The sequence below is a fragment of the Kitasatospora sp. NPDC005751 genome, assembly GCF_040630835.1.
GTDB lineage: Bacteria > Actinomycetota > Actinomycetes > Streptomycetales > Streptomycetaceae > Kitasatospora.
The window spans coordinates 17,263-36,745 of the sequence record NZ_JBEXYC010000044.1 but is presented as its reverse complement, the minus strand read 5'-3'; the positions used below and the strand labels follow the sequence as shown (position 1 = coordinate 36,745).

Sequence of the window (19,483 nt, the reverse complement as noted above, 5' to 3'; positions counted from 1 at the left end):
GGCGGTGTTCAGCGGCCCGACCGTCGTCACCGACCCGGTGGGGCGGTGAGCGGCGCCGGGAGTACGGCATGGCGGAGACGGAACACGGCGGGGGCCAGGGGCGGGGCGGATGGGGCTGGTGACCGCTGGTGATCGCCTCCGCCGAAGTCACCGGAGGATGGCCGCCAGGTATCAGTAATGTTTCGACGTGTTGACTTGTTGGACGCGCTCGGTAAGCCTGAGGGTCCCCCATCTGTTGAATTCCGCGTAATCACGTTTGATTCTGTTCAGTAATGAACAGCGCTCCGGTGGCTGGACCCGGAGGTCAGGACGAGCGCGGGCGACATCGAGGAACCCGTATGAAAAGAGTGGGATCCGTTCTCGCAGGCCTTCTCGGCCTGCTCCTGGCTGTGATCGCGGGGCCGTCACCGGCCCAGGCCGCGCCGGTCACCGCCACCGCAGGCACCCAGTTCCCGGACACCACCGGAGCGGGGGTGCAGGCCCACGGTGGCGGCGTGATCAAGGTCGACGCCTACTACTACTGGTTCGGTGAGGACCGCGGCGAGGACAACAAGTTCCGCTACGTGTCGGCGTACCGCTCCACGGACCTGAAGACCTGGGAGCCCCGGGGCCACGTGCTCACCCAGGAGACCGACCCGGAGCTGAAGGACGCGCTGATCGAGCGTCCGAAGGTCCTGTACAACGCCAAGACGAAGCAGTTCGTCATGTGGATGCACAAGGAGGCCGACGACTCCTACGGCGAGGCCCGGGCAGCCGTGGCGGTCTCCTCGACGGTGGACGGCCCGTACCAGTGGAAGGGCTCGTTCCGCCCGAAGGACGCCGAGGGCAACGAGTACATGTCGCGGGACACCACCGCCTTCGAGGACCCGGGCACGGGCAAGGCGTACATGATCTCCTCGGCGAACAACAACGCCGACCTGATGATCTATCAGCTGAACGACGACTACACCCAGGTGACGGGCGTCCCGGCGAACCCCTGGCCGGGCCGGCACCGCGAGTCTCCGGCGATGTTCAAGCGCGGGGACGTGTACTTCATGCTGACCTCCGGTACCAGCTACTGGGACCCGAACCAGCAGAAGTACGCCACCGCCCCGAGCCCGACCGGGCCGTGGACGGAGATGAAGGACGTCGGCGACAACTACGGCCACGGCTCGCAGACGGCGTTCGTGCTGCCGGTCGAGGGCAGTGAGACCACCTCCTTCCTCTACCTGGGCGACCGGTGGGCGGGCAAGGGGGCCAACCCGAACCGGGTCAACGACTCCACCTACGTCTGGCTGCCGCTGCAGTTCCCGACCGCCACCACGATGGACCTCCCGTGGTACCCCGAGGTCTCGATCGACACGGCGACCGGCCGGGTGGCCGGCTCCGGCGGCGACCCCCTCAACACGCTCACCAACAAGGCCGGCGGTCTCTGCGCGAGCGTGGCCGACAGCCTCTCCGACAACAACGTGCCGGTGGTCCAGGGCGCCTGTGACGGCGGACTGAACAGCGAGTGGCGGTTCACCAACAACGACAACGGCTACGTCCGGGTGCTCGCCCAGCACAGCGGCAAGTGCCTCGACGTGGCGGACAACTCGACCGCCGACGGCGCCGAGGTCAAGCAGTACGACTGCGGCTCGGGCAACAACCAGCGCTGGCGCTTCGAGGGCCCGGCCGAGGGTCCGGTCCGCATCATCGTGAAGCACAGCAACAAGTGCCTGGACCTCCAGGGCGGATCCCTGGCGCCGGGTGCCAAGCTGGTCCAGTCGGACTGCGACGGCAGCCCCGGCCAGGACTGGAAGGTCGCCGTCGCCGGCGCTCCGACCGACCCGACCGGCCCCACCGACCCGACGGACCCGACCCACCCGACCGACCCCGGTACCGGCACCCCCGGCACGGTGGACCAGCAGATCAGCACCTCGGTCGACGCCGGCGTGCTCTCGATGGCCGCCGCGACCGACGCCGTCCGCCTCCCGGCGGTGGCCTTCGGCTCGGGCGCGCCCTCGACCGGCTCCCTGAACACCGTGACCGTGAAGGACTTCCGCGGCGGCACCGCTGGCTGGTCGCTCACCGGCAAGGTCACCGACTTCACCGGGCCGCGCGGCAGGATCGACGCCGAACGGCTGAGCTGGACCCCCAGCTGCGCCACCAAGGCCGACAGCCCGAGCTCCTGCCAGGCGGGCAGCCCCGGGACCATCGGCAAGGCCGGCGCCACCCTGGCGTCCGTCACCGACGCCGCGCTGACCGGTGGCGAGTTCACCGCGGGGGCCGCCGTGTCCCTGGACATCGCGAAGTTCACCCCCGTCGGCAACTACTCCGGAACGCTCACCCTCACCCTCCTGTGACCGTGCTCGCGGGCCGGACGCCTGAGGCGTCCGGCCCGCGGCACCCCGAAAGCTGGTCCGCCATGCGCAGAGCACCCGTCGTCACCGTTCTCCTCCTCGGCCTGCTGGCCCTCCTCCCCACCCAGGCCCACGCCGCCGACAACGGCGAATGGTCGGTCAAGCCGGCGGACTCGGTGATCACACCGCGCGCGGCGTTCCAGCTCTCGGCGCAGCCCGGCGCGACCTTCACCGACCGCGCCGTCGTCACCAACACCACCGACGGACCGCTGACCCTGCACCTCTACGTCGCCGACGCCTACAACACCGAGCGCGACGGCGGTCTGGCGGTGCGCGGCCGCGAGGAGGCCCAGCACGACGTCGGGGCCTGGGGGAAGCCGGAGCGGGACGTCGTCACCGTCCCGGCCCGCTCCGCCCTGCCGGTCGGCCTCACCCTGACCGTGCCCGCCGACGCCTCGCCCGGGGACCACGTGGGCGCCCTGGTCGCCGTCGACGATCGCGTGCCGACCGCGGCCGGCTCCTTCATCGGCATCCAGCGCGGCGTCGGCGCCCGGATCTACCTGCGCGTCGACGGCGCGGAGCGGCCGGCGCTCGCCGTCGAGAACGTCCGGTTCGCCGCGCACAACCCGCGGGTGCCCTGGACCGGCCGCACCGACTCGACCGTCTCCTACACCCTGCACAACACCGGGAACGTGAAGCTCGACCCCCGCGCCGAACTGTACGTCGGCGGGGTGTTCGCGGGCGGTCCCGCCAGCCGGCAACTGGCCAACGTGCCGGCCGAGTTGCTTCCGGGGCAGCAGGTCGAGGTCACCGAGGCCTGGTCCGGCGCCCCCACCGGCTGGGGCGACGTCACCGTCACCGCCACCGCGAACGGCGTCACCGCCACCGGCTCCGACGACTTCACCCAGGTGCCGTGGCTGCTCGCCGGCGCCCTGTTCCTCCTCGCCGCCGCCGGCACCGCCGTGGCGGTCACCCGGCGCCGCCGCCGGCGGCCGGCCGCCCGGCACCGCGGGCGGCCGGCGGCGGGCGTCAGCGACTGAGCCGGTCGATCTCGGCGAGCTCCTCGGCGGTCAACGGACCGCCGTCGAGCGCGTCGAGGTTCTGGTCGAGCTGGGCGGTGCTGGACGCGCCGATGATCACCGAGACCACCCGCTCGTCCCGCAGCACCCAGGACAGCGCCAGCTGGGCCAGGGTCTGGCCGCGCCGCTCGGCGATCTTGTTCAGTGAGCGCAGCTGCTCCAGCTTCTCCCCGGTCAGCGCCTCCGCGCGGAGGAAGCGGCCGACCGACATCCGCGAGCCGGCCGGCACCTCGCCGGACAGGTAGCGGTCCGTCAGCAGGCCCTGCGCCAGCGGGGAGAACGCGATCAGACTGGTCCGCGTCTCGCCGACCGCGTCCAGCAGGCCGTCCTCGGCGGCGGCGCGGTCCAGGATCGAGTACCTGACCTGGTTCATCAGCATCGGAGTGCCCAGGTCGCGCAGGATCTCCACGGCCTCACGGTGCTGCGCGGCCGGGTAGTTGGAGACCGCCGCGTACAGGGCCCGGCCGGAGCGCACCGCCCGGTCGAGCGCCCCCATCGTCTCCTCCAGCGGCGTCGCGGGGTCGTAGCGGTGCGAGTAGAAGACGTCGACGTAGTCCAGACCCATCCGCTCCAGCGACTGGTCCAGGCTCGCCAGCAGGTACTTGCGCGACCCGCCGACGCCGTACGGGCCTGGCCACATGTCGTAGCCCGCCTTCGACGCGATGAACAGCTCGTCCCGGTACGGCTTGAAGTCCTGGGCGAAGAGCAGGCCGAAGTTGCGTTCCGCGCTGCCGTACGGCGGGCCGTAGTTGTTCGCCAGGTCGAAGTGCGTGACACCGCGGTCGAAGGCCCGGCGCAGCACCGCGCGCTGCACCTCCAGCGGCTGGGTGTCACCGAAGTTGTGCCACAGGCCGAGCGAGACGGCGGGGAGCAGCACACCGCTGCGGCCGGCCCGCCGGTAGGACATGGACGTGTAGCGGTGCTCCGCGGGGTGATGGGTCATATCGGCATCCTTTCAGGCGGATGCCGGTGGAGGAAACCAACACCCCTGCCTGAAAAGGACGTTGTCGAAAAGGGATGGAGGCAGGGCCTCCCGGCGAGATCGTGGCGGAGCAGCAGCTCACCATGGTCTCCCCCTCCTCGCCGGACGAATCTCGCCACCACGAAATATCGCGCACGACGGACTCGCGGCACCGGGTGACCGGGTGGTCGCCCCCGGCACAGACGCCGCGACGCGGGCGTCCCCCTCTCGCCGGTCGTGCCATGGCCGGGAGCGGTCGCGTCGGGAGGGTTCAGCGCAGCCGGCGGGCGCGGAGCACCAGGTCGTCGGTGTGGTGGGCGCCGGCGCCGCCCTCCGGCGCCACGCGCGGCCGCTGCTCGTCCACCTCGACCCGCCAGTCCTCGTCGAGGAGCGCGGTGACCATCGCGGGCCAGACGTAGTCGGCGGGGTCGAACTCGCCCCCGCGCGCCTCCTGGGTGTCCATGCCCGCGTGGTGCACGAGCAGGAGCACGCCGCCGGGTGCGACGGCCGCGAGCAGCGCCCGCTCGGCCGCGGCGCCGGGGGTGCGCAGCAGGGCCGGGTACTGCGCGGAGACCAGGTCGAAGGAGGCCGGCGGGAGCGCCGCCCCGACCAGTTCCGCGTGCACCCAGCGAACGGTGACGCCGGCGTCCCGGGCGTGCCCGGCCGCCCGCTCCAGCGCCACGCCGGAGACCTCCAGCGCGGTCACGTCCCACCCTCCGCGCGCCAGCCAGACGGCGTCCGCGCCCTCGCCGCAGCCGACGTCCAGCACCCGCCCGGGGGCGAGCCCTTCGACCTCGGCCACGAGCGCGCCGTTGGGGCGGCCGCTCCACAGTTGCTGCCGGTCGGCGTACCGGCCGTCCCACTCGGCCCGCACGGCGGGGTCCCCGAGGTACTCGCCCGCGGGCGAGGTTGCTGCGATGTCGTCGGTCATGCCCCCACGCTCGCCCGCCGCCCACCGGGTGGGCCAGTTCTGTTGCCGATCCGGCAAACCGCGCGGGAGGCCCTCGCGTGGGGGCGCCGTCCCAGTCCTCTCCGGCTGCGGGGCCCGCTGCTACGATCCGCGCAGTTCAGACGCTGTATCAGAGGCCCTAACAAAAGTCGTAGTCGCGTGACTGTCGGTTGATGTGCTCGTTGGTCCGTCCGTGGGGAAGAGGGAGTCTCGTCCGTGGGTCGTGTCGGACGAACTATGGGGCTTGATCGAGCCGTTGTTGCCCGGCCCGGCGCCGAAGCTGAAGCAGGGGCGACCTCGTGTTCCGGACCGGCAGGCGCTGTGCGGGATCCTGTTCGTGCTGCACACCGGCATCCAGTGGGAGTACCTGCCCCAGGAGCTCGGCTTCGGCTCGGGCATGACCTGCTGGCGGCGCCTGGCCGCCTGGAACGAGGCCGGCGTGTGGGACCGGCTCCATCTGGTCCTCTTGCGAAAGCTCCGGGCCGCTGGGCACCTAGACTGGTCCCGGGCGGTGATCGACTCCAGCCACGTCCGGGCTGCCCGAAGGGGCCCAAAAGCGGACCGAGCCCGGTCGACCGCGCACGACCGGGCAGCAAGCACCACGTCCTCGTCGACGCCCAGGGCATCCCGCTCGCGGTGTCACTGACCGGCGGCAACCGCAACGACGTCACCCAGCTGCTGCCCCTGCTGGCGAAGGTTCCCGCCGTGGCCGGCCTCGTCGGCCGACCCCGGCGCCGCCCCGACCTCCTGTTCGCCGACCGCGGCTACGACCACGACAAGTACCGGCGACTGGTGTGGAAGCAGGGCATCAAACCGATGATCGCCCGCCGCGGAGTGCCCCACGGTTCCGGCCTGGGCGTCTACCGTTGGGTCGTCGAACGGACCATCGCCTGGCTCCACGGCTTCCGCCGCCTGCGCATCCGCTGGGAACGGCGCGACGACATCCACGAGGCCTTCCTCGGCCTCGCCACCTGCCTGATCACCCACCGCCACGTCCAACGCCTTTGTTAGGAACTCTCAGACAGAGGTGGGGCCGGAAATGCAGGGCGAGAGGGACGAGCAGGACGCGAAGCCGGTGAACCGGCGGAGGCTCGTCGGCGTAATAGCCGCCGGGGTGTGTCTCCTGGGCCTGGCCGGTGCCGGGGGCCTGGCGTTGCGCGGGTCGCACGATCCGGTCCCGGCCGGGTCCCCGGTGGGTTCCGGCGCCTCGGACACCTCGCCGAGCCCGACCGCTTCGGCGAGCCCCACGCCCTCGGAGCCCGCCCCGCCGACGGAGGTCGTCCTCGCCGCCACGAGCACGCCGCCGCCGGTCGGGACCCCCGCGCCCACCGAGCCCCCGGCAGCCCCGGCGCCGGCCCGGTCCACGGTCGCCGCACCGCCGCGCCCCTCGAAGACCGCGGCCGCCCCGAAGCCGGCGCCGACCCGCGTGCCCGCCCCGTCGCCGACCCTGGACCAGGAGAACCCGCCCGCCGCGTGGAGCCCCGGCCCGCGACCCACCCCGACCCTCCCGAAGCCCCCGACCAGTTGCCCGCCCCTCCAACTCCCCAGCTGGGACGGCTGCCACCCGATCGGCCCGGTGATCACCCTCCCCCCGATGACCATCCCCCCGCAGCCGAACTTCACCCCCTCCACGGTGGCCCGCTGAGCGTGCTCTCGCGTGATCTCGGGCCCATCGCCGCTTCAGGCCGTTGTGCCGGAGCTGATCGCCGGCGGCCACCGGCCAGGATCGGAACCGGGGCGCAGGTGCCGGAGAGTCGATGGGAGCCGGTACGGGTGCTGCTGACGCTTTCCGGCCCGCGACTTCGACGGGGGCTCTAACCTGGCGCGGTGACGAGTCGAAACCGAATCTCCCCTACCGGCGCGGCCGCCCTGGTGGCCGCCGGCCTCGTTCTCCTCAGCGCGTGTGGCGGCGGGGGCGGCAGTGGTGAAAGCAAGGCGAAGCAAGTCGGTTGGTACCGCACGGTCGGCGACCTCTGCGCCGTAGTGGGCGATCCCGGCCTGCCGGGGCAGCTGAGGAGCTCCATACCGGTGACGAGCGACGGGATCGCGAGCGACCCGTCCACGTCGCTCAGCTGCGGCTACGACGGCGGTCCGGCGACCGAGGACTGGCGGGTGAGCGTCGACGCGACGGTCTTCGAGGCGGCCCGCGGCTGCCACTGGCTGGAGGTCGAGGCGGACATCGCGAGGTCCCCGCTCGGCGGACCAAAGCCGACCGAGACCCGGAAGTTCGAGACGACCGACGGCGGGGGGCTCGGCCAGGAGGGCTACCAGTCGTCGGTCCGGCACCCGCTCACCGACACCATCCCGGGGCCGGTCGACCAACTGAGCTTCAGGTCGGCCTTCTGCGACGGAAATCTACGGTTGACGGTCACCGTCGACTACGGCGCGGGCTCGGAGATGTCCGCGGACTACCCGAGCGCGCTCGACAAGGCGGAGGAGGCGTCGCGGAAGAAGGCCGCCGAACTGCTCAAGCGGGCGCGGGAGGCGCTGTACGAGCGTGCGATGAGCCCGCAGCCGACCGCCACGTGACAGGCGGACGCCCCGGCCAGAGCGAACCGCCGTGCCGCATCCCGGTGAGTGCCCCGGTTCACGCGGTCACGCCGGCGGGCGGGGTGGGGCCCGGTGGGAGGTGGACGGTCATGATCAGGTCGCAGGGGCCGGTGTCCGAGGCGCGGTAGGTGTGGGGGGCGTCGCCGTCGAAGGTGGCGGTCTGGCCGGCCTCGACGGTGTGCTCGGTGCCGTCGACGACCAGGGTCATCCGGCCCGCGGTGACGCTGACGGTCTCCACGACGCCGGCCTGGTGCGGGTGGCTGGGGTAGTCCTCGCCGGGTTCGAGGTGCCAGCGCCAGACCTCGACGGGGGCCGGGCCCGAGGTGGTCAGCATGAGCCGGGCGGAGCCGCCGTGCTCGCCGGTCCACAGCGGGGCGACCGCGTCGGCCGCCACGACGCGGACCCGCCCCTCGGACGGGCCCTGCATGAGGGCGGACACCGAGATCCCGAGGGTGTCGGCCAGCCGCACCAGGGTGGCGAGATTGGGGTTGCCCTGTGCTCGTTCCAGGCCTACCAGGGCGCCCTTGCTGACCTGGGCGCGGCGGCCGAGTTCCTCCAGGGAGAGGCCGGCCCGCTGCCGGGCCGCCCTCACGTTGCGCGCCACCGTTCGCAGAGCCGCCGCTGTCTCGACCACCGGTTACCACTCCTCGTCCCTCGGTCCACTCAAATGTACCCCGCGGTCGTTCCGGTAACCCACCCGGGTCATTCTGTTGTACCGTGAAGTCGTTCCACTGATTAACGAAGTGCACCGAAGGACGTGCTGTGACCGCTCTGCTGCTGGCCCTGTGCAGTTCCCTCGCCTACGGCTGCGCCGACTTCCTGGGCGGTATGGGCGCCCGCAAGGCCCACGTCCTGCGCACCGTGATGATCGCGGCCCCCGCCAGCCTGGCGGTCGAACTCCTGCTGTGGCCCTTCCTCGGCGCCTCGTTCAGCGCCGCCGCCGTCGGCTGGGGCGCCGCCTCCGGCATCGCCTCGGCCGCCGCGTTCGTGCTGCTCTACCGGACCCTGGCGATCGGCCCGATGAGCGTGTTGTCGCCGGTGACCGCGCTGGTGTCCGCCGTGCTGCCGGTCGGGGTCGGCCTGGTGCAGGGGGAGCGGCTCTCCGCGGCCGGGCTGGTCGGCCTGCCGCTCGCGCTGGTCGCGGTCGTTCTGGTGAGCGCCGGGAGCGAGGGCCCGGTCCGGCCCTCGCGCGGCGCCCTGCTGCTCGCGTTCGGCGCGGGCGCGGCCATCGCCCTGCAGCTGATCTGTCTGCACCAGGCGCCCTCCGACAGCGGGCTGGCACCGCTGCTCACCGGCCGGGCCGTCTCCTCGGCCGCCACCCTTACGGCGGCCGGCCTGCTGTACCGGCGGCTGGGCAGCGAACGGCCCGCGTACGGGATGTCGGCGGCCGCGGGGGTGCTGGACTCCCTGGCGAACCTGCTGTTCCTGCTCGCCGCCCGCAGCGGCGACCTCGCCGTCGTCGCCGTCATCACCGCCCTCTACCCGGCCGGCACCGTCCTGCTCGCCCGGGCCGTGCTCGCCGAACGGATCCACCGCCTGCAACTCGTCGGGCTGGCAGCCGCGGCCGTCGCCGTCAGCCTGCTCGCGCTGACCTGACCGACCGCCTCCCGGGGGTGCCGGACGAGCGTGCCGGGGGCGCCGGGCCGCGTGCTACGGTGGCGGCACCGGGAGTAAAAACGCGAGCCACTCGCGCACATACGCGGTCTCCGACGAGCCGCCACTTCTTCACCTCGAAGGAGTGCGCCGTGCCCACCCGCCGTCCCCGTGAAGCCGCCGAGAGCCTCGCTGCCCCCGCCGAACGTCCCCGCTCGCCGCGCTCCCTCCGCGAGGCCTGGACCGCCCTCGCCGGGCTCTCCGCCGTGTTCCTCTTCGAGATGCTCGACAACTCGGTCCTCAACGTCGCCCTGCCCACCATCGGGCGCGAGCTGTCCGCCTCGGCGACGGCCCTGCAGTGGGTCACCAGTGCGTACGCCGTGGTGTTCGGCGGGCTCATGCTCGCCCTCGGGGCGCTGGCCGACCGGGTCGGCCGGCGCAGGGTCATGCTGGTCGGGCTGGTGCTGCTCGGTGCGGCGAGCCTGGCCACCGCGTTCGTCACCACGGTGGAGCAGCTGATCGCCGTCCGCTCGGCGATGGGGATCGCGGCCGCGATGACGACGCCGGGCTCGCTCGCCCTGGCGTTCCGTCTGTTCGACGAGGACGGCCTGCGCGTCCGTGCGACGACACTCATCTCGACGGTGGGGCTGGTCGGACTCGCGATCGGACCCACGGCGGGCGGTCTCGTCCTCGCCGTCGCCCCGTGGCAGACCCTGCTGCTGGTCAACGTGCCGATCGCCGCGCTCGCCTACCTCGGCATCCGGCGCGGCATCCCGGCGGACCGGGCTGACGACCTGCACCGCGACCCGGTCGACGCCGCCGGCGCGCTGCTCGGCACGGCGACGGTCGTGCTGGCGCTGGTCGCACCGACGCTCTTCGTCGAGCTGGGTGCCCGCTCGCCCCTCCCGTGGCTGACCTCGGCGGTGGCGGCCGCGGCGGCGGTCCTCTTCGTGGTCCGCGAGCGGTCGGCCCGCCACCCGCTCCTCGACCTCGAACTGGTCGCCCGCCCGCTGGTGTCGAGCGGCCTGGCCTTCAAGGGCGCGGCCGGACTCGCGACCGCCGGGCTTGGCTACCTGGTGACGCTGCACCTGCAGCTCGACCTGGGCTGGACGCCGGCGCAGGCGGCGCTCGGGATGCTGCCGCAGGTCGTCGTCCTCATCGCCGGCGGTGCCCTCGTCGGCCCGCTGATCAAGCGCGTCGGTCTCGACCGGGCCGCCTGGCTGAGCGCCGGAGCGGTGGTGTGCGGACTGGCCGTCTACGGGCTGCTGGGCCGCTTCGGGTACCCGTGGGTCGCCGTCGCGCTCGCCCTCGCCGCGGCCGGCATGCGCGTGGTCGGTGTCGTCGCCGGCACCAACGTGATGCGCGGCCTCCCCCGGAACCGGACGACGGTCGGTGCGGCGCTGGTGGACAGCGCCGGTGAGGTCGCCGCCGCGGTCGGCGTCGCGGTCGGCGGCACCGTTCTCGCGGCGCTCGTCACCGGTGACCTCGCCGCCCCGGACCGGGACGCCCACCGGACCGCGGGGTTCCTGGACGCGGTCGGCTGCGCCGGTCTCGCGCTGACCGCCGTGGCCGCGCTGCTCGTGGGCTGGGGGATCCGCCGGGCCCGGGTCGCGGACCGGGGCACGGGCACGTCCGCCGCCGAAGCGACGGCCGGGTAGCGGCTGCTCCGAGGGCGCGGACGTGGCCGGGCCGCCGTGCGCGGACAGGTCGACCGGCATGCACGGGACGGCAAACGGGTCGTGGGAGTGACCCGCATGCTGATCGGGACGCCAGGACCGCGGCACCGGTCGGGCGTCGTCGTCCACCCTTCCGCCTCGGGGCCGGCCCCAACCGGCCGGCCCCGCTCCCTCGATGAGGAACCCGTGTTCAAGAGGACCCACCTGGGGCTGCTGTCGCTCGCAGCCGCCACCGCGATTCTGGCACCCCTGGCCGGCACGGCCGCCGCGGCGACCGTCACCGACGCACCCGCGACGGCGGTGAGCCCGGTTCGGCTCGCCGCCGGGAACAGCGCGGCGGCGCTGCAGAACTGGCCGATCATCGACTGGGACATCACCGACATCACCTCAGGCCGGGGCGAACACGCCAATCGCTACTGGAACCTGATCGACGCGATCCACCGGAACAGCTACGGCGACTCGACCGACGCCGACAGCGGTCTCGTCCAGCAGACCACCCGCAACACCAACCGGCTGATCCAGGTGCGGGTGCGGAACGAGGGCAGCGACCTCGTCTCCCTCTACCTCTGGGCCGACAACCTCTACGTCGCGGGCTTCTACTCGCCCGGCGCCAACCAGCACTGGGCCTTCCAGGACGGCCGCCAGCAGCAGTTCCAGCAGGACCTGGGCGTGCAGGTGCGCTTCATGCCGCGCAACGGCAGCTACCTCGCCATCGGCGGCGGGTCCACCCGGGAGAACCTGTACCTCGGGTCCACCAACATCTTCAACGCGATGCGGGACCTGCACGCCGTCTCGCAGTGGGACGAGACGCGCGTCGACCGGGGCATGCTGATGGCCATCACCATCCTCTCGGAAGCCGCTCGCTTCGGGCCGATCTTCAACCGGGTCTACGGGAACATCAACGGGTTCACCAACTACCAGCTGAGCCGGGACTACGCCGACATGGAGAACCAGTGGGGCGCGCTGTCCCGGGCCGCGCACAGTTGGCGCCAGGGCCAGCCGGCCTCGGTGCGGCTGATCGGGAACAACGTCACCAGCTTCGACCGGCTCCGGCAGGTCGTCGGCTTCGTGGAGCTGCACGGCTCGGAGGCACTGCTGTAGGGCCGCCGCGAGCGAGGGTGACAGGGCCCCGCCGGGTCCTGTCACCCGCCGTCAGGACGACGATCCGGTAGCGCTCCGGCCGGAGGCCTTCCCGGTCGCCCCGGTCAGCCACCAGGTGGCGGCCAGGCAGATCGCGGCCAGGACGAACAGGACGACCGGCACCATCCGGACCTCGAAGAGCTCGATGGTCCTGCCCAGCGCCGGTCCGGCCGCCACCCCGCCCACCATGGACGGCGGCGATCACCAGGACGTCGGCGTCGTGGACTGTGCGGGGGAGGGGGAGGCCCGGCAGGGCGGCCGTCACGGGGCGGCCACCCGGGGCGCCGGGCCCGCCGGGGCGTCCGTCGAGGGCGCCGTACAGGGCCAGCGCGGTGCTCGCCCGGATGACCTCGGCCACCCCGGGGAGGCGGCCTAGCCGCGCCATCCCGGTGCGGTCGGCGGTCGCCGGGGCTGAACAGCTTGGCGGATACCCGCCGACCATCGCGGTGTCCGACGTCATCCCCGCGCCCGCGCGTTCCCGTGCCCGCGCGTTCCCGCGCCCCCGCCCGCGGGGACGCGACCGCGTGACCTCGGACGGGAGCGCCCCTGCCCAGGCGCCGGTCCGGGCCCGGCCGCGGCTCGGCCCGGGTGGACAGCGGTGGACAGGAGTGAACAGTCCCCGCCCCCGCCGGCCCTGGAGAGTGGACAACGCTCCGCACGAGTCTGTGCCCATGACCGATGCACACACGCACACCGACCGGGCCGGACCCCGGGCCACCCGGCCGGGGGCCGCCCTCGCGCCGCTCGCGGCGGCCCAGTTCACCGTCATGCTCGCCACCTCGATCGTGAACGTGGCCCTCCCGCAGATCCGCACCGGCGTCGGCCTGTCGGACGGCGGGACCACCTGGGTGGTCAACGCCTACGGCCTGGCCTTCGGGGCGCTGCTCCTGGCCGGCGGCCGGGCGGGCGACCTCCTCGGCCGCCGCCGGGTGCTGATGTCCGGCCTCGGGCTGTTCGTGGCGGCCTCGCTGGCGGCCGGCCTGGCCGGCACCCCGGGCGTACTGATCGCCGCCCGCGCGGCGCAGGGCCTCGCCGCCGCCGCGATCGCGCCGGCCGCGCTCGCCCTGGCGATGGGCCAGTTCCCCTCCGGACCCGGGCGCGGCCGGGCGCTGGGCGTGTGGGGCGCGGTCTCCGGCGCGGGGGGAGCGGGCGGCGTCCTGCTGGGCGGTGTCCTCACCCAGGCCTGGGGCTGGCCCTGGATCTTCCACTCGGTCGCGCTCGGCACGGCGCTGGTCCTGGCCGCCGTCGCCGTGCTCGTGCCGTCGGAGGCCGGCGCGCGGACCGGGCGGTTCGACCTGCTGGGCACCGCCACCGTCACCCTCTCGCTGACCTGCCTCGTCTGGGGCCTGACCACCGCACGCGGCGCCGGCTGGACGGACACCCGGGTGCTGGGCGCGCTCGGCGCGGCCGCGGCGCTGTTCGCGGCCTTCGTCGTGGTCGAACGCGGCCGCCCCGACGCGCTGGTGCCGCGCCGACTGCTCACCACCGGCCGGGTCGCCGCGGGCAACCTGCTGATGGCGCTGCTGGGATCGGTGTGGATCGCGCTGTTCTTCTTCCTGCCGCTCTACCAGCAACAGGTGCTCGGATCCGGGCCGCTGGTCACCGGCGCGGGCCAACTCCCGCTCGCGGCAGCCAATATGATCGGTGCGTCGCTGGCGCCCCCGATCGCCCGGCGGCTCGGCGCCACCGCGACCGTCACCGCGGCGCTGCTCACCGAGGCCGCCGGGCTGCTGTGGCTGTCACGGATCAATGCGGACGGAAGCTACCTCGCCGACATCCTCGGCCCGAGCGTCCTGGTCGGCCTCGGTCTGAGCGTCGCCTTCGTCCAGCTCACCGCGCTCGCCGTGGACGGCGTCCCGCCGCAGGACGCGGGCCTGGCCGGCGGCCTGGTCAACACCACCCGACAGGTCGGCGGCGCGATCGGCCTCGCCGCCCTGGCCACCCTGGCCGGTTCGGTCACCGCCGGCGCCGCCGGCCACGCGTCGCACGCGGCAGCCCTCACCAGCGGGTACCGGGCCGCCTTCCTCGTCTCCGCCCTCGTCCTCGCCGTCAGCGCGGCGCTCGCCGGGTACCTGGCCCGCCGCCCGGTCCGCGCCCCGGCGGCCACGGCCGTCCCGTTCCCGCTGACCGGTCGCTGACCACCGCACAGCCCCCGACCACCCGCCACCACCGAGAAGGAACCCCGCCATGAGCACCGAGAAGCCCTACCTGACCGGTCACTTCACCCCCGTCGTCGACGAGGTCACCGCCACCGGCCTGACCGTGGAGGGCCACCTGCCGCCCGAGCTGACCGGCCGGCTGCTCCGCAACGGCCACAACCCCAAGCCCGGCGTCACCCCCACCCACTGGTTCAAGGGCAGCGGCATGGTGCACGGCATCCGGCTGCGGGACGGCCGCGCCGAGTGGTACCGCAACCGCTGGGTGCGGACCCCCGCCCTGGAGGGTGCCCCCTACCTGACGGAGCACGGCCCGGACCTGACCGCCAGCGCCGCCGGCACCCACATCATCGAGCACGCCGGGCGCCTCCTCGCGCTCTGCGAGGCCAACCTGCCCTTCGAACTCACCCCGGAGCTCGACACCGTGGGCGCCTACGACTTCGGCGGCAAGCTGACGTCCGCGATGACCGCGCACCCCAAGGAGGACCCGGTCACCGGGGAACTGCACTTCTTCGGCTCCTCGCCGTTCCCGCCGTTCCTGACGTACCACGTCGCCGACGCCAAGGGCGAGATCGTCCACACCGCCGAGGTCCCGGGCGCGAGTGCCGCCCTCAAGCACGACTTCGCGCTCACCAGCGGCCATGTGGTCTTCGTCGAGGGCAACGTCACCTTCGACCCCGCCGAGCACTCCGGCATCCCCTACAGCTGGAGCGACACCCAGCTCTCCCGCATCGGCATCATGCCGCGCGGCGCCGACGGGGCCCGCCACGTCCGCTGGTTCTCCATCGAGCCGGGCAACATGCTGCACGTCGGCAACGCCTACGAGGACGGCCGGGGCCGCGTCGTCCTGGAGGGTCCCACGGTGGACCGCGAGGGCTTCCGGCTCTCCTGGAACTGGTGGGTGGGCGCGCCCGGGCGCGGCACCGAGCCGGTCGCCCGCTCGCTCACCCGCCGCTGGGTGGTCGACCTGGCCGCCGGTACGGTCGACGAGCAGATCATCGACGACCTCGCGGTGGAGTTCCCGACCCTCAACGAGCGGTACCTCGGCGCCGAGAACCGCTACCAGTACGCCATCTCCTTCCCCGACGAGCAGGGCTTCGGCGGCTACGGCGTCGTCAAGTACGACCGCACCACCGGTGCCCGGCGGATCCACCAGGTCGGCGACGCCCGGCTGCCGAGCGAGGCGGTCTTCGTGCCCGCCGTCGGTGCCACCCGCGAGGACGACGGCTACCTGCTGACGGTCGTGTCCGACCTCAAGCAGGACGCGTCCCAGCTGCTGGTCCTGGACGCCTCCGGCCTGGACCGGATCGCCACCGTCCACCTGCCGCACCGGGTGAGCGCCGGGCTGCACGGCTCGTGGATCCCGGACGCGATCGAGGGGTGACCTCGGCGGCGAGCGCGGCGGCCCGGGCAACGGTCCATCCGTGGCCCGGGCCGCCGGTTTCAAACAGTGTTTGAAACCGGCCTGGGTCGCGCTATTGTCATGATCAGTAAATCGCACACGGCTCGGAGGGGGGTGGTGACGATGGACATCGTTCTGTTCAACGTGACCACGGCGGCACTGATGGTGCTGATGTTCAAGGGCGGTCTCGCCCTGGTCGGCCAGAACACGCTGACCGCGCGGCGGATCCCCTGGGCGGCGGTCGCGCTGACCGCGATCGCGCTCGGTGGCGTCGCCCTCCAGCTCTGCTGGTCGGGGGCGATGGGAGCGTTCGACGCCGACCCGGCGAAGTCCGGCTGGTGGCGCGTGGTCACCTCGGTCTTCATGCAGAACGGCGGCATCGGCGGCGCGGCCTGGAACATCGCGACCCTCGCCGTCGTCGCGGCCTTCGCCGACTGGTTCTGGGGCGCGCCGCTGACGCTCGGCCTGTTCGCCGCGGGCATCCTGCTGCCCGAGCAGATCGACAAGCTGTGGGGCCAGACCTCGCACAGCACCGACCCGCGCAACTTCGCCGGCAGCTCGGGCGCCACCTACTTCCTCGGCGCGACGCTGGCCGCGGCCCTGCTGCTGCACGGCGGGGCCGACCAGCGCCTCGGCCGGGCCGGTGGTGAGGGCGACCGGGCCGCGGCCGCCAAGGCCGTCCGCATCGACCGGCTGCTCGCCTTCGGTGTGCCCGCGCTGGGGCTGGCGATGTGGTTCGCCCAGGAGAACGGCCACGGGCTGGTCTCCGCTTACGGCTTCGTCCTGGGGGCGCTCGCCTGGGCCGCGTTCCGCACGGTGCTCCACCCGGACCGCGACCTGCGGCAGGCGCCGCGCAGCACCGTCGGCGCGCTGACCGGCCTCGTCGGCCGCCGGGCCGGGAAGGCGGGTTAGCGCGCCGACACCGCCCCGCGCGCCGGGCCACCGTGACCACGAGCGAGAGAGCGAGTCGGAAGACCTGCGCCGGGACGTGTCGAAGCTCGTCGACCACCAGGTGGCCAGGATTTCGAAGCGACCGACCGCGACGTGACCCGGACGACCGGCCTGACCAACCCGCCCGGCGTCACCAGGTCCTACTCCACCACCGCCTGGAACGTCTTCGGCCGGATCGTCGAGGTGGTCACCGGCGGAACGTGGGACGAGGCGCTCAGGGAGCTGCTCCGCACCCCGCTCTCCGGCGTCCGCGCCACCGCCCGGGCGGGGCGGGACGCGTAGCACCTCCCCGCAGACGAGCAGTCCGGGACCCGGGCCGTACCCGCCGATCGGCGGGTACGGCCCGCGGTGCTGTCGGGCTCGCGCTGCGTGGCCCTACGAGCCCGCCCGCTCGTCCCGGCCGGCCTCCGCGCCCGGGTCGAACTTTCGGTTATCCCGGCGCCCCTCGCCGGTCTCCTGTTCAGTGCGGCCGGTTCCCTCGGCTCGCACGGCACCGTGTCGTCGGCCGGAGAGGAGGAGGGAGCGCCCCGTGAGAGGCCGCACCGTCGGCGGCGCGGAGCGCGACCCGGACGCCCCGGTGTCCGCCGCCCAGGCCCGACCGAACCCGCCCCGCACCCGCTCGTCCAAGCGCCGTCCCGCGCTCACCCGGAAAGACCCGCCGATGTCCGCTGCTGTTCGTTCGTTCTCCCCTGGTTGGGCACTGGCGTCCTGCGTGCCCGCGCTGCTGGTCGCCGGGCTCGTCGGGCTCGTCGCGTGCGGCCCCGCCGCGCAGGCCGGGCCGGCGGTGGCCTCCGGCACCTCGGACACCTCGGGCGCAGCCGGGATGCCCGGGATGCCCGGGATGCCCGGGATGCTCGGGATGGACCACGGAGCGATGCCCGCCGGGCCCGCCGCGATGCCGGGGGTGCCCGGGACGCCCGCGCCCGCGCGGGGCCTCGCCGCCGAACAGGACGGCTACCGCCTGGACCTCAGCAGCGCGGAGCTGCCCGCCGGCCGGGCAACGGCCTGCTCGTTCACCATCACCGGACCGGACGGCGGGCCGGTCACCGACTTCGCCGAGCACCAGAGCAAGACGCTGCACTTCTACGCGATCCGCTCCGACCTCACCGGCTTCCAGCACCTGCACCCGACGATGGCCGCCGACGGCACCTGGACCGCCGACCTGTCCGCCCTCGCCCCCGGCGACTGGCGGCTGTACACGTCGTTCCTGCCGAACACCGGCCCGCGCGCCGGCGAACTCGTGCTCAGCCGCACCGTGACCGTGCCCGGCGCGGCCCCGGCGGTGCCGTTGCCCGCTCCGGCGGGCAGCACCACCGTGGACGGCTACACCGTCGACCTCCGGAGCGAGCCGATGGCCGGCGCGCACCGGCTGACCGCCACCGTCAGCCGGGACGGCCGGCCGGTCACCGACCTCCAGCCGTACCTGGACAGCTACGCCCACCTCACCGCCTTCCACCAGGGCGACCGGGCGCTGGCCCACCTCCACCCGACGGACCGGGTCGACGGCGAACACGGCGGGCCGACGCTGACCTTCATGGCCCTGCTCGGGGCGCCCGGGAACTGGCGGGTCTTCCTGCAGTTCCAGACCGCCGGGCAACTCCACACCGCGGAGCTGACGCTGAACGTCGCCGACCCCGAGGAGTAGCAGGCCGCGGCCCCGCCACGGGCTGGTGGCCCGAACGGGCGGCCACGGACGGGGTCGCCCCGCTCGCACGTCTGTGGGGGTCCCTCGCCCCGGCCCGGTCGACGGAGCGTCCGTGCGGGGCGGCTCCGGTGGTTGAGCCGATCGGATGGCGGTTCGTCCGCGCTGCGCCGCTGCGCGAGTGGTGCTGGCTACGGTGAGCGCATGCGACGAGGTGTGCGGATGTGGCCGGTGGTTCTGGGGGTGTGTGCGGCGCTGCTGGCGCCGGGGCCGGTGTCCGCGATGCCCACCCCGCCGGCACCGACCGCGCCGACCGGCGGTTCGGCGCCGGCGGGGCCGGACTGCGAGCGCCTGGCCTGTGTGGCGCTGACCTTCGACGACGGGCCCTCCGCGGCGACGGCGGAGCTGCTCGACGATCTGGCCGCCGCCCGGGCGAAGGCGACGTTCTTCGCCGTCGGGGATCAAGTGCGGTGGTGGCCCGACCGGTTGAGGCGTGAGGCGGCGGAGGGCCATGTGATCGGCAACCACAGCCTGACCCATCCGCGTCTCGGGGCGTCGACGCCCGCGCAGGTGCGCGCCGAACTGGCGGGCGGCGAGCAGGCGATCGCCGAAGTCCTCGGTGAGCGGCCGGAGTTGGTGCGACCGCCGTACGGCTCCTTCAGCGCCGAGGTCCGCAGGTTCGGGCACCCGCTGGTGCTGTGGGACATCGACACGCGGGACTGGGACCACCACGATCCGGCGCAGGTCCTCGCCCGGGTCGAGGCCGGTGCGCGACCGGGGTCGGTCATCCTGATGCACGACACCGAGAACCAGCGCGAGACGCTCGCCGTGGTGCCCGAGCTGGTCCGCCGTCTGCGCGGGGCCGGCTACACCCTGGTCACCGTGCCCGAACTCTTCGCCCCGGCCACGCTCGTGCCCGGCGGCGCCTACCGCGACCGGGCCTCCGCCGTCCGCCCCGTCGAGCACCCGCAGCTTTGGGACACCGCGCCGGCGAGCAAGGAATAGGACTCCGCCGACGCGGTCGCCGGCACCCTCGTCTGGCAGCACCCCACCGGCGCGCCGG

16 protein-coding genes and 3 pseudogenes are annotated in these 19,483 nt (G+C 73.7%); 15 read left to right on the top strand and 4 right to left on the bottom strand.

The window, feature by feature from the left end:
• Positions 1-272: 272 nt before the first annotated feature.
• The 3 genes and pseudogenes from ABZ497_RS27985 to ABZ497_RS27975 form a co-directional block, all read left to right on the top strand.
• Positions 273-1,784, top strand: a pseudogene (locus ABZ497_RS27985) (RICIN domain-containing protein); the annotation flags it as partial.
• A gap of 27 nt (positions 1,785-1,811) precedes the next feature.
• Positions 1,812-2,324 (top strand): annotated as a pseudogene (locus ABZ497_RS27980) (WxL domain-containing protein); the annotation flags it as partial.
• Between the two features lie 62 nt (positions 2,325-2,386).
• Positions 2,387-3,361 carry a DUF916 domain-containing protein gene (locus tag ABZ497_RS27975; RefSeq protein ID WP_359809168.1) on the top strand — a complete coding sequence of 325 codons (975 nt, stop codon included), beginning with the start codon at positions 2,387-2,389 and terminating at the stop codon, positions 3,359-3,361.
• Here ABZ497_RS27975 and ABZ497_RS27970 read toward each other — a convergent pair.
• Both ABZ497_RS27970 and ABZ497_RS27965 read right to left on the bottom strand, forming a co-directional pair.
• Positions 3,351-4,343 carry an aldo/keto reductase gene (locus tag ABZ497_RS27970; RefSeq protein ID WP_359809166.1) on the bottom strand — a complete coding sequence of 331 codons (993 nt, stop codon included), beginning with the start codon at positions 4,341-4,343 and terminating at the stop codon, positions 3,351-3,353. The genes ABZ497_RS27975 and ABZ497_RS27970 overlap by 11 nt on opposite strands.
• Before the next feature lie 289 nt (positions 4,344-4,632).
• Positions 4,633-5,292, bottom strand: a complete 660-nt coding sequence (locus ABZ497_RS27965; RefSeq protein WP_359809164.1) for a class I SAM-dependent methyltransferase — start codon at positions 5,290-5,292, stop codon at positions 4,633-4,635.
• Between the two features lie 193 nt (positions 5,293-5,485).
• Between ABZ497_RS27965 and ABZ497_RS27960 the strand changes: the two are divergent.
• The 3 genes and pseudogenes from ABZ497_RS27960 to ABZ497_RS27950 all read left to right on the top strand — a co-directional run bounded on the left by ABZ497_RS27960 (position 5,486) and on the right by ABZ497_RS27950 (position 7,839).
• Positions 5,486-6,321: pseudogene (locus tag ABZ497_RS27960) on the top strand (IS5 family transposase).
• 415 nt (positions 6,322-6,736) lie between these two features.
• On the top strand, positions 6,737-6,955 hold the full coding sequence (locus ABZ497_RS27955; protein WP_359809163.1) for a hypothetical protein: 219 nt from the start codon (positions 6,737-6,739) through the stop codon (positions 6,953-6,955).
• Between the two features lie 383 nt (positions 6,956-7,338).
• On the top strand, positions 7,339-7,839 hold the full coding sequence (locus ABZ497_RS27950; RefSeq protein WP_359809161.1) for a hypothetical protein: 501 nt from the start codon (positions 7,339-7,341) through the stop codon (positions 7,837-7,839).
• A 58-nt stretch (positions 7,840-7,897) separates the two neighbouring features.
• On the opposite strand, the gene ABZ497_RS27945 is transcribed toward ABZ497_RS27950, so the two are convergent.
• Complete coding sequence (locus tag ABZ497_RS27945; protein ID WP_359809160.1) at positions 7,898-8,494, bottom strand: XRE family transcriptional regulator; 597 nt, start codon at positions 8,492-8,494, stop codon at positions 7,898-7,900.
• Between the two features lie 128 nt (positions 8,495-8,622).
• Between ABZ497_RS27945 and ABZ497_RS27940 the strand changes: the two genes are divergently transcribed.
• The 3 genes from ABZ497_RS27940 to ABZ497_RS27930 all read left to right on the top strand — a co-directional run bounded on the left by ABZ497_RS27940 (position 8,623) and on the right by ABZ497_RS27930 (position 12,230).
• Complete coding sequence (locus tag ABZ497_RS27940; RefSeq protein WP_359809158.1) at positions 8,623-9,456, top strand: EamA family transporter; 834 nt, start codon at positions 8,623-8,625, stop codon at positions 9,454-9,456.
• Between the two features lie 149 nt (positions 9,457-9,605).
• The gene (locus ABZ497_RS27935; protein WP_359809156.1) at positions 9,606-11,111 is read left to right on the top strand and encodes an MFS transporter; all 1,506 of its coding nucleotides are present in this window, start codon (positions 9,606-9,608) and stop codon (positions 11,109-11,111) included.
• A gap of 204 nt (positions 11,112-11,315) precedes the next feature.
• Positions 11,316-12,230, top strand: a complete 915-nt coding sequence (locus tag ABZ497_RS27930; protein ID WP_359809154.1) for a ribosome-inactivating family protein — start codon at positions 11,316-11,318, stop codon at positions 12,228-12,230.
• 51 nt (positions 12,231-12,281) lie between these two features.
• On the opposite strand, the gene ABZ497_RS27925 is transcribed toward ABZ497_RS27930, so the two are convergent.
• The gene (locus ABZ497_RS27925) at positions 12,282-12,446 is read right to left on the bottom strand and encodes a hypothetical protein (RefSeq protein WP_359809152.1); all 165 of its coding nucleotides are present in this window, start codon (positions 12,444-12,446) and stop codon (positions 12,282-12,284) included.
• Positions 12,447-12,940: 494 nt separating this feature from the next.
• On the opposite strand from ABZ497_RS27925, the gene ABZ497_RS27920 reads away from it, so the two are divergent.
• The 6 genes from ABZ497_RS27920 to ABZ497_RS27895 all read left to right on the top strand — a co-directional run bounded on the left by ABZ497_RS27920 (position 12,941) and on the right by ABZ497_RS27895 (position 19,425).
• Complete coding sequence (locus tag ABZ497_RS27920) at positions 12,941-14,407, top strand: MFS transporter (protein ID WP_359809150.1); 1,467 nt, start codon at positions 12,941-12,943, stop codon at positions 14,405-14,407.
• Positions 14,408-14,456: 49 nt separating this feature from the next.
• Positions 14,457-15,809 carry a carotenoid oxygenase family protein gene (locus ABZ497_RS27915; protein ID WP_359809148.1) on the top strand — a complete coding sequence of 451 codons (1,353 nt, stop codon included), beginning with the start codon at positions 14,457-14,459 and terminating at the stop codon, positions 15,807-15,809.
• A gap of 141 nt (positions 15,810-15,950) precedes the next feature.
• The gene (locus ABZ497_RS27910) at positions 15,951-16,739 is read left to right on the top strand and encodes a hypothetical protein (protein WP_359809146.1); all 789 of its coding nucleotides are present in this window, start codon (positions 15,951-15,953) and stop codon (positions 16,737-16,739) included.
• 132 nt (positions 16,740-16,871) lie between these two features.
• Positions 16,872-17,060 carry a serine hydrolase gene (locus ABZ497_RS27905; protein WP_359809144.1) on the top strand — a complete coding sequence of 63 codons (189 nt, stop codon included), beginning with the start codon at positions 16,872-16,874 and terminating at the stop codon, positions 17,058-17,060.
• 247 nt (positions 17,061-17,307) lie between these two features.
• Positions 17,308-18,423 (top strand): hypothetical protein, encoded by a 1,116-nt coding sequence (locus tag ABZ497_RS27900; protein ID WP_359809142.1) that lies wholly within the window; start codon positions 17,308-17,310, stop codon positions 18,421-18,423.
• 201 nt (positions 18,424-18,624) lie between these two features.
• Positions 18,625-19,425 (top strand): polysaccharide deacetylase family protein, encoded by an 801-nt coding sequence (locus tag ABZ497_RS27895; RefSeq protein ID WP_359809141.1) that lies wholly within the window; start codon positions 18,625-18,627, stop codon positions 19,423-19,425.
• Positions 19,426-19,483 lie beyond the last annotated feature (58 nt).

Bases quoted from the DNA above. Each gene is read 5' to 3' on its own strand.
- ABZ497_RS27975 (WP_359809168.1), top strand. From the start codon at position 2,387: ATGCGCAGAGCACCCGTCGTCACCGTTCTCCTCCTCGGCCTGCTGGCC.
- ABZ497_RS27920 (WP_359809150.1), top strand. From the start codon at position 12,941: ATGACCGATGCACACACGCACACCGACCGGGCCGGACCCCGGGCCACC.
- ABZ497_RS27970 (WP_359809166.1), bottom strand. From the start codon at position 4,343: ATGACCCATCACCCCGCGGAGCACCGCTACACGTCCATGTCCTACCGG.
- ABZ497_RS27895 (WP_359809141.1), top strand. From the start codon at position 18,625: ATGCGACGAGGTGTGCGGATGTGGCCGGTGGTTCTGGGGGTGTGTGCG.
- ABZ497_RS27915 (WP_359809148.1), top strand. From the start codon at position 14,457: ATGAGCACCGAGAAGCCCTACCTGACCGGTCACTTCACCCCCGTCGTC.
- ABZ497_RS27910 (WP_359809146.1), top strand. From the start codon at position 15,951: ATGGACATCGTTCTGTTCAACGTGACCACGGCGGCACTGATGGTGCTG.
- ABZ497_RS27965 (WP_359809164.1), bottom strand. From the start codon at position 5,292: ATGACCGACGACATCGCAGCAACCTCGCCCGCGGGCGAGTACCTCGGG.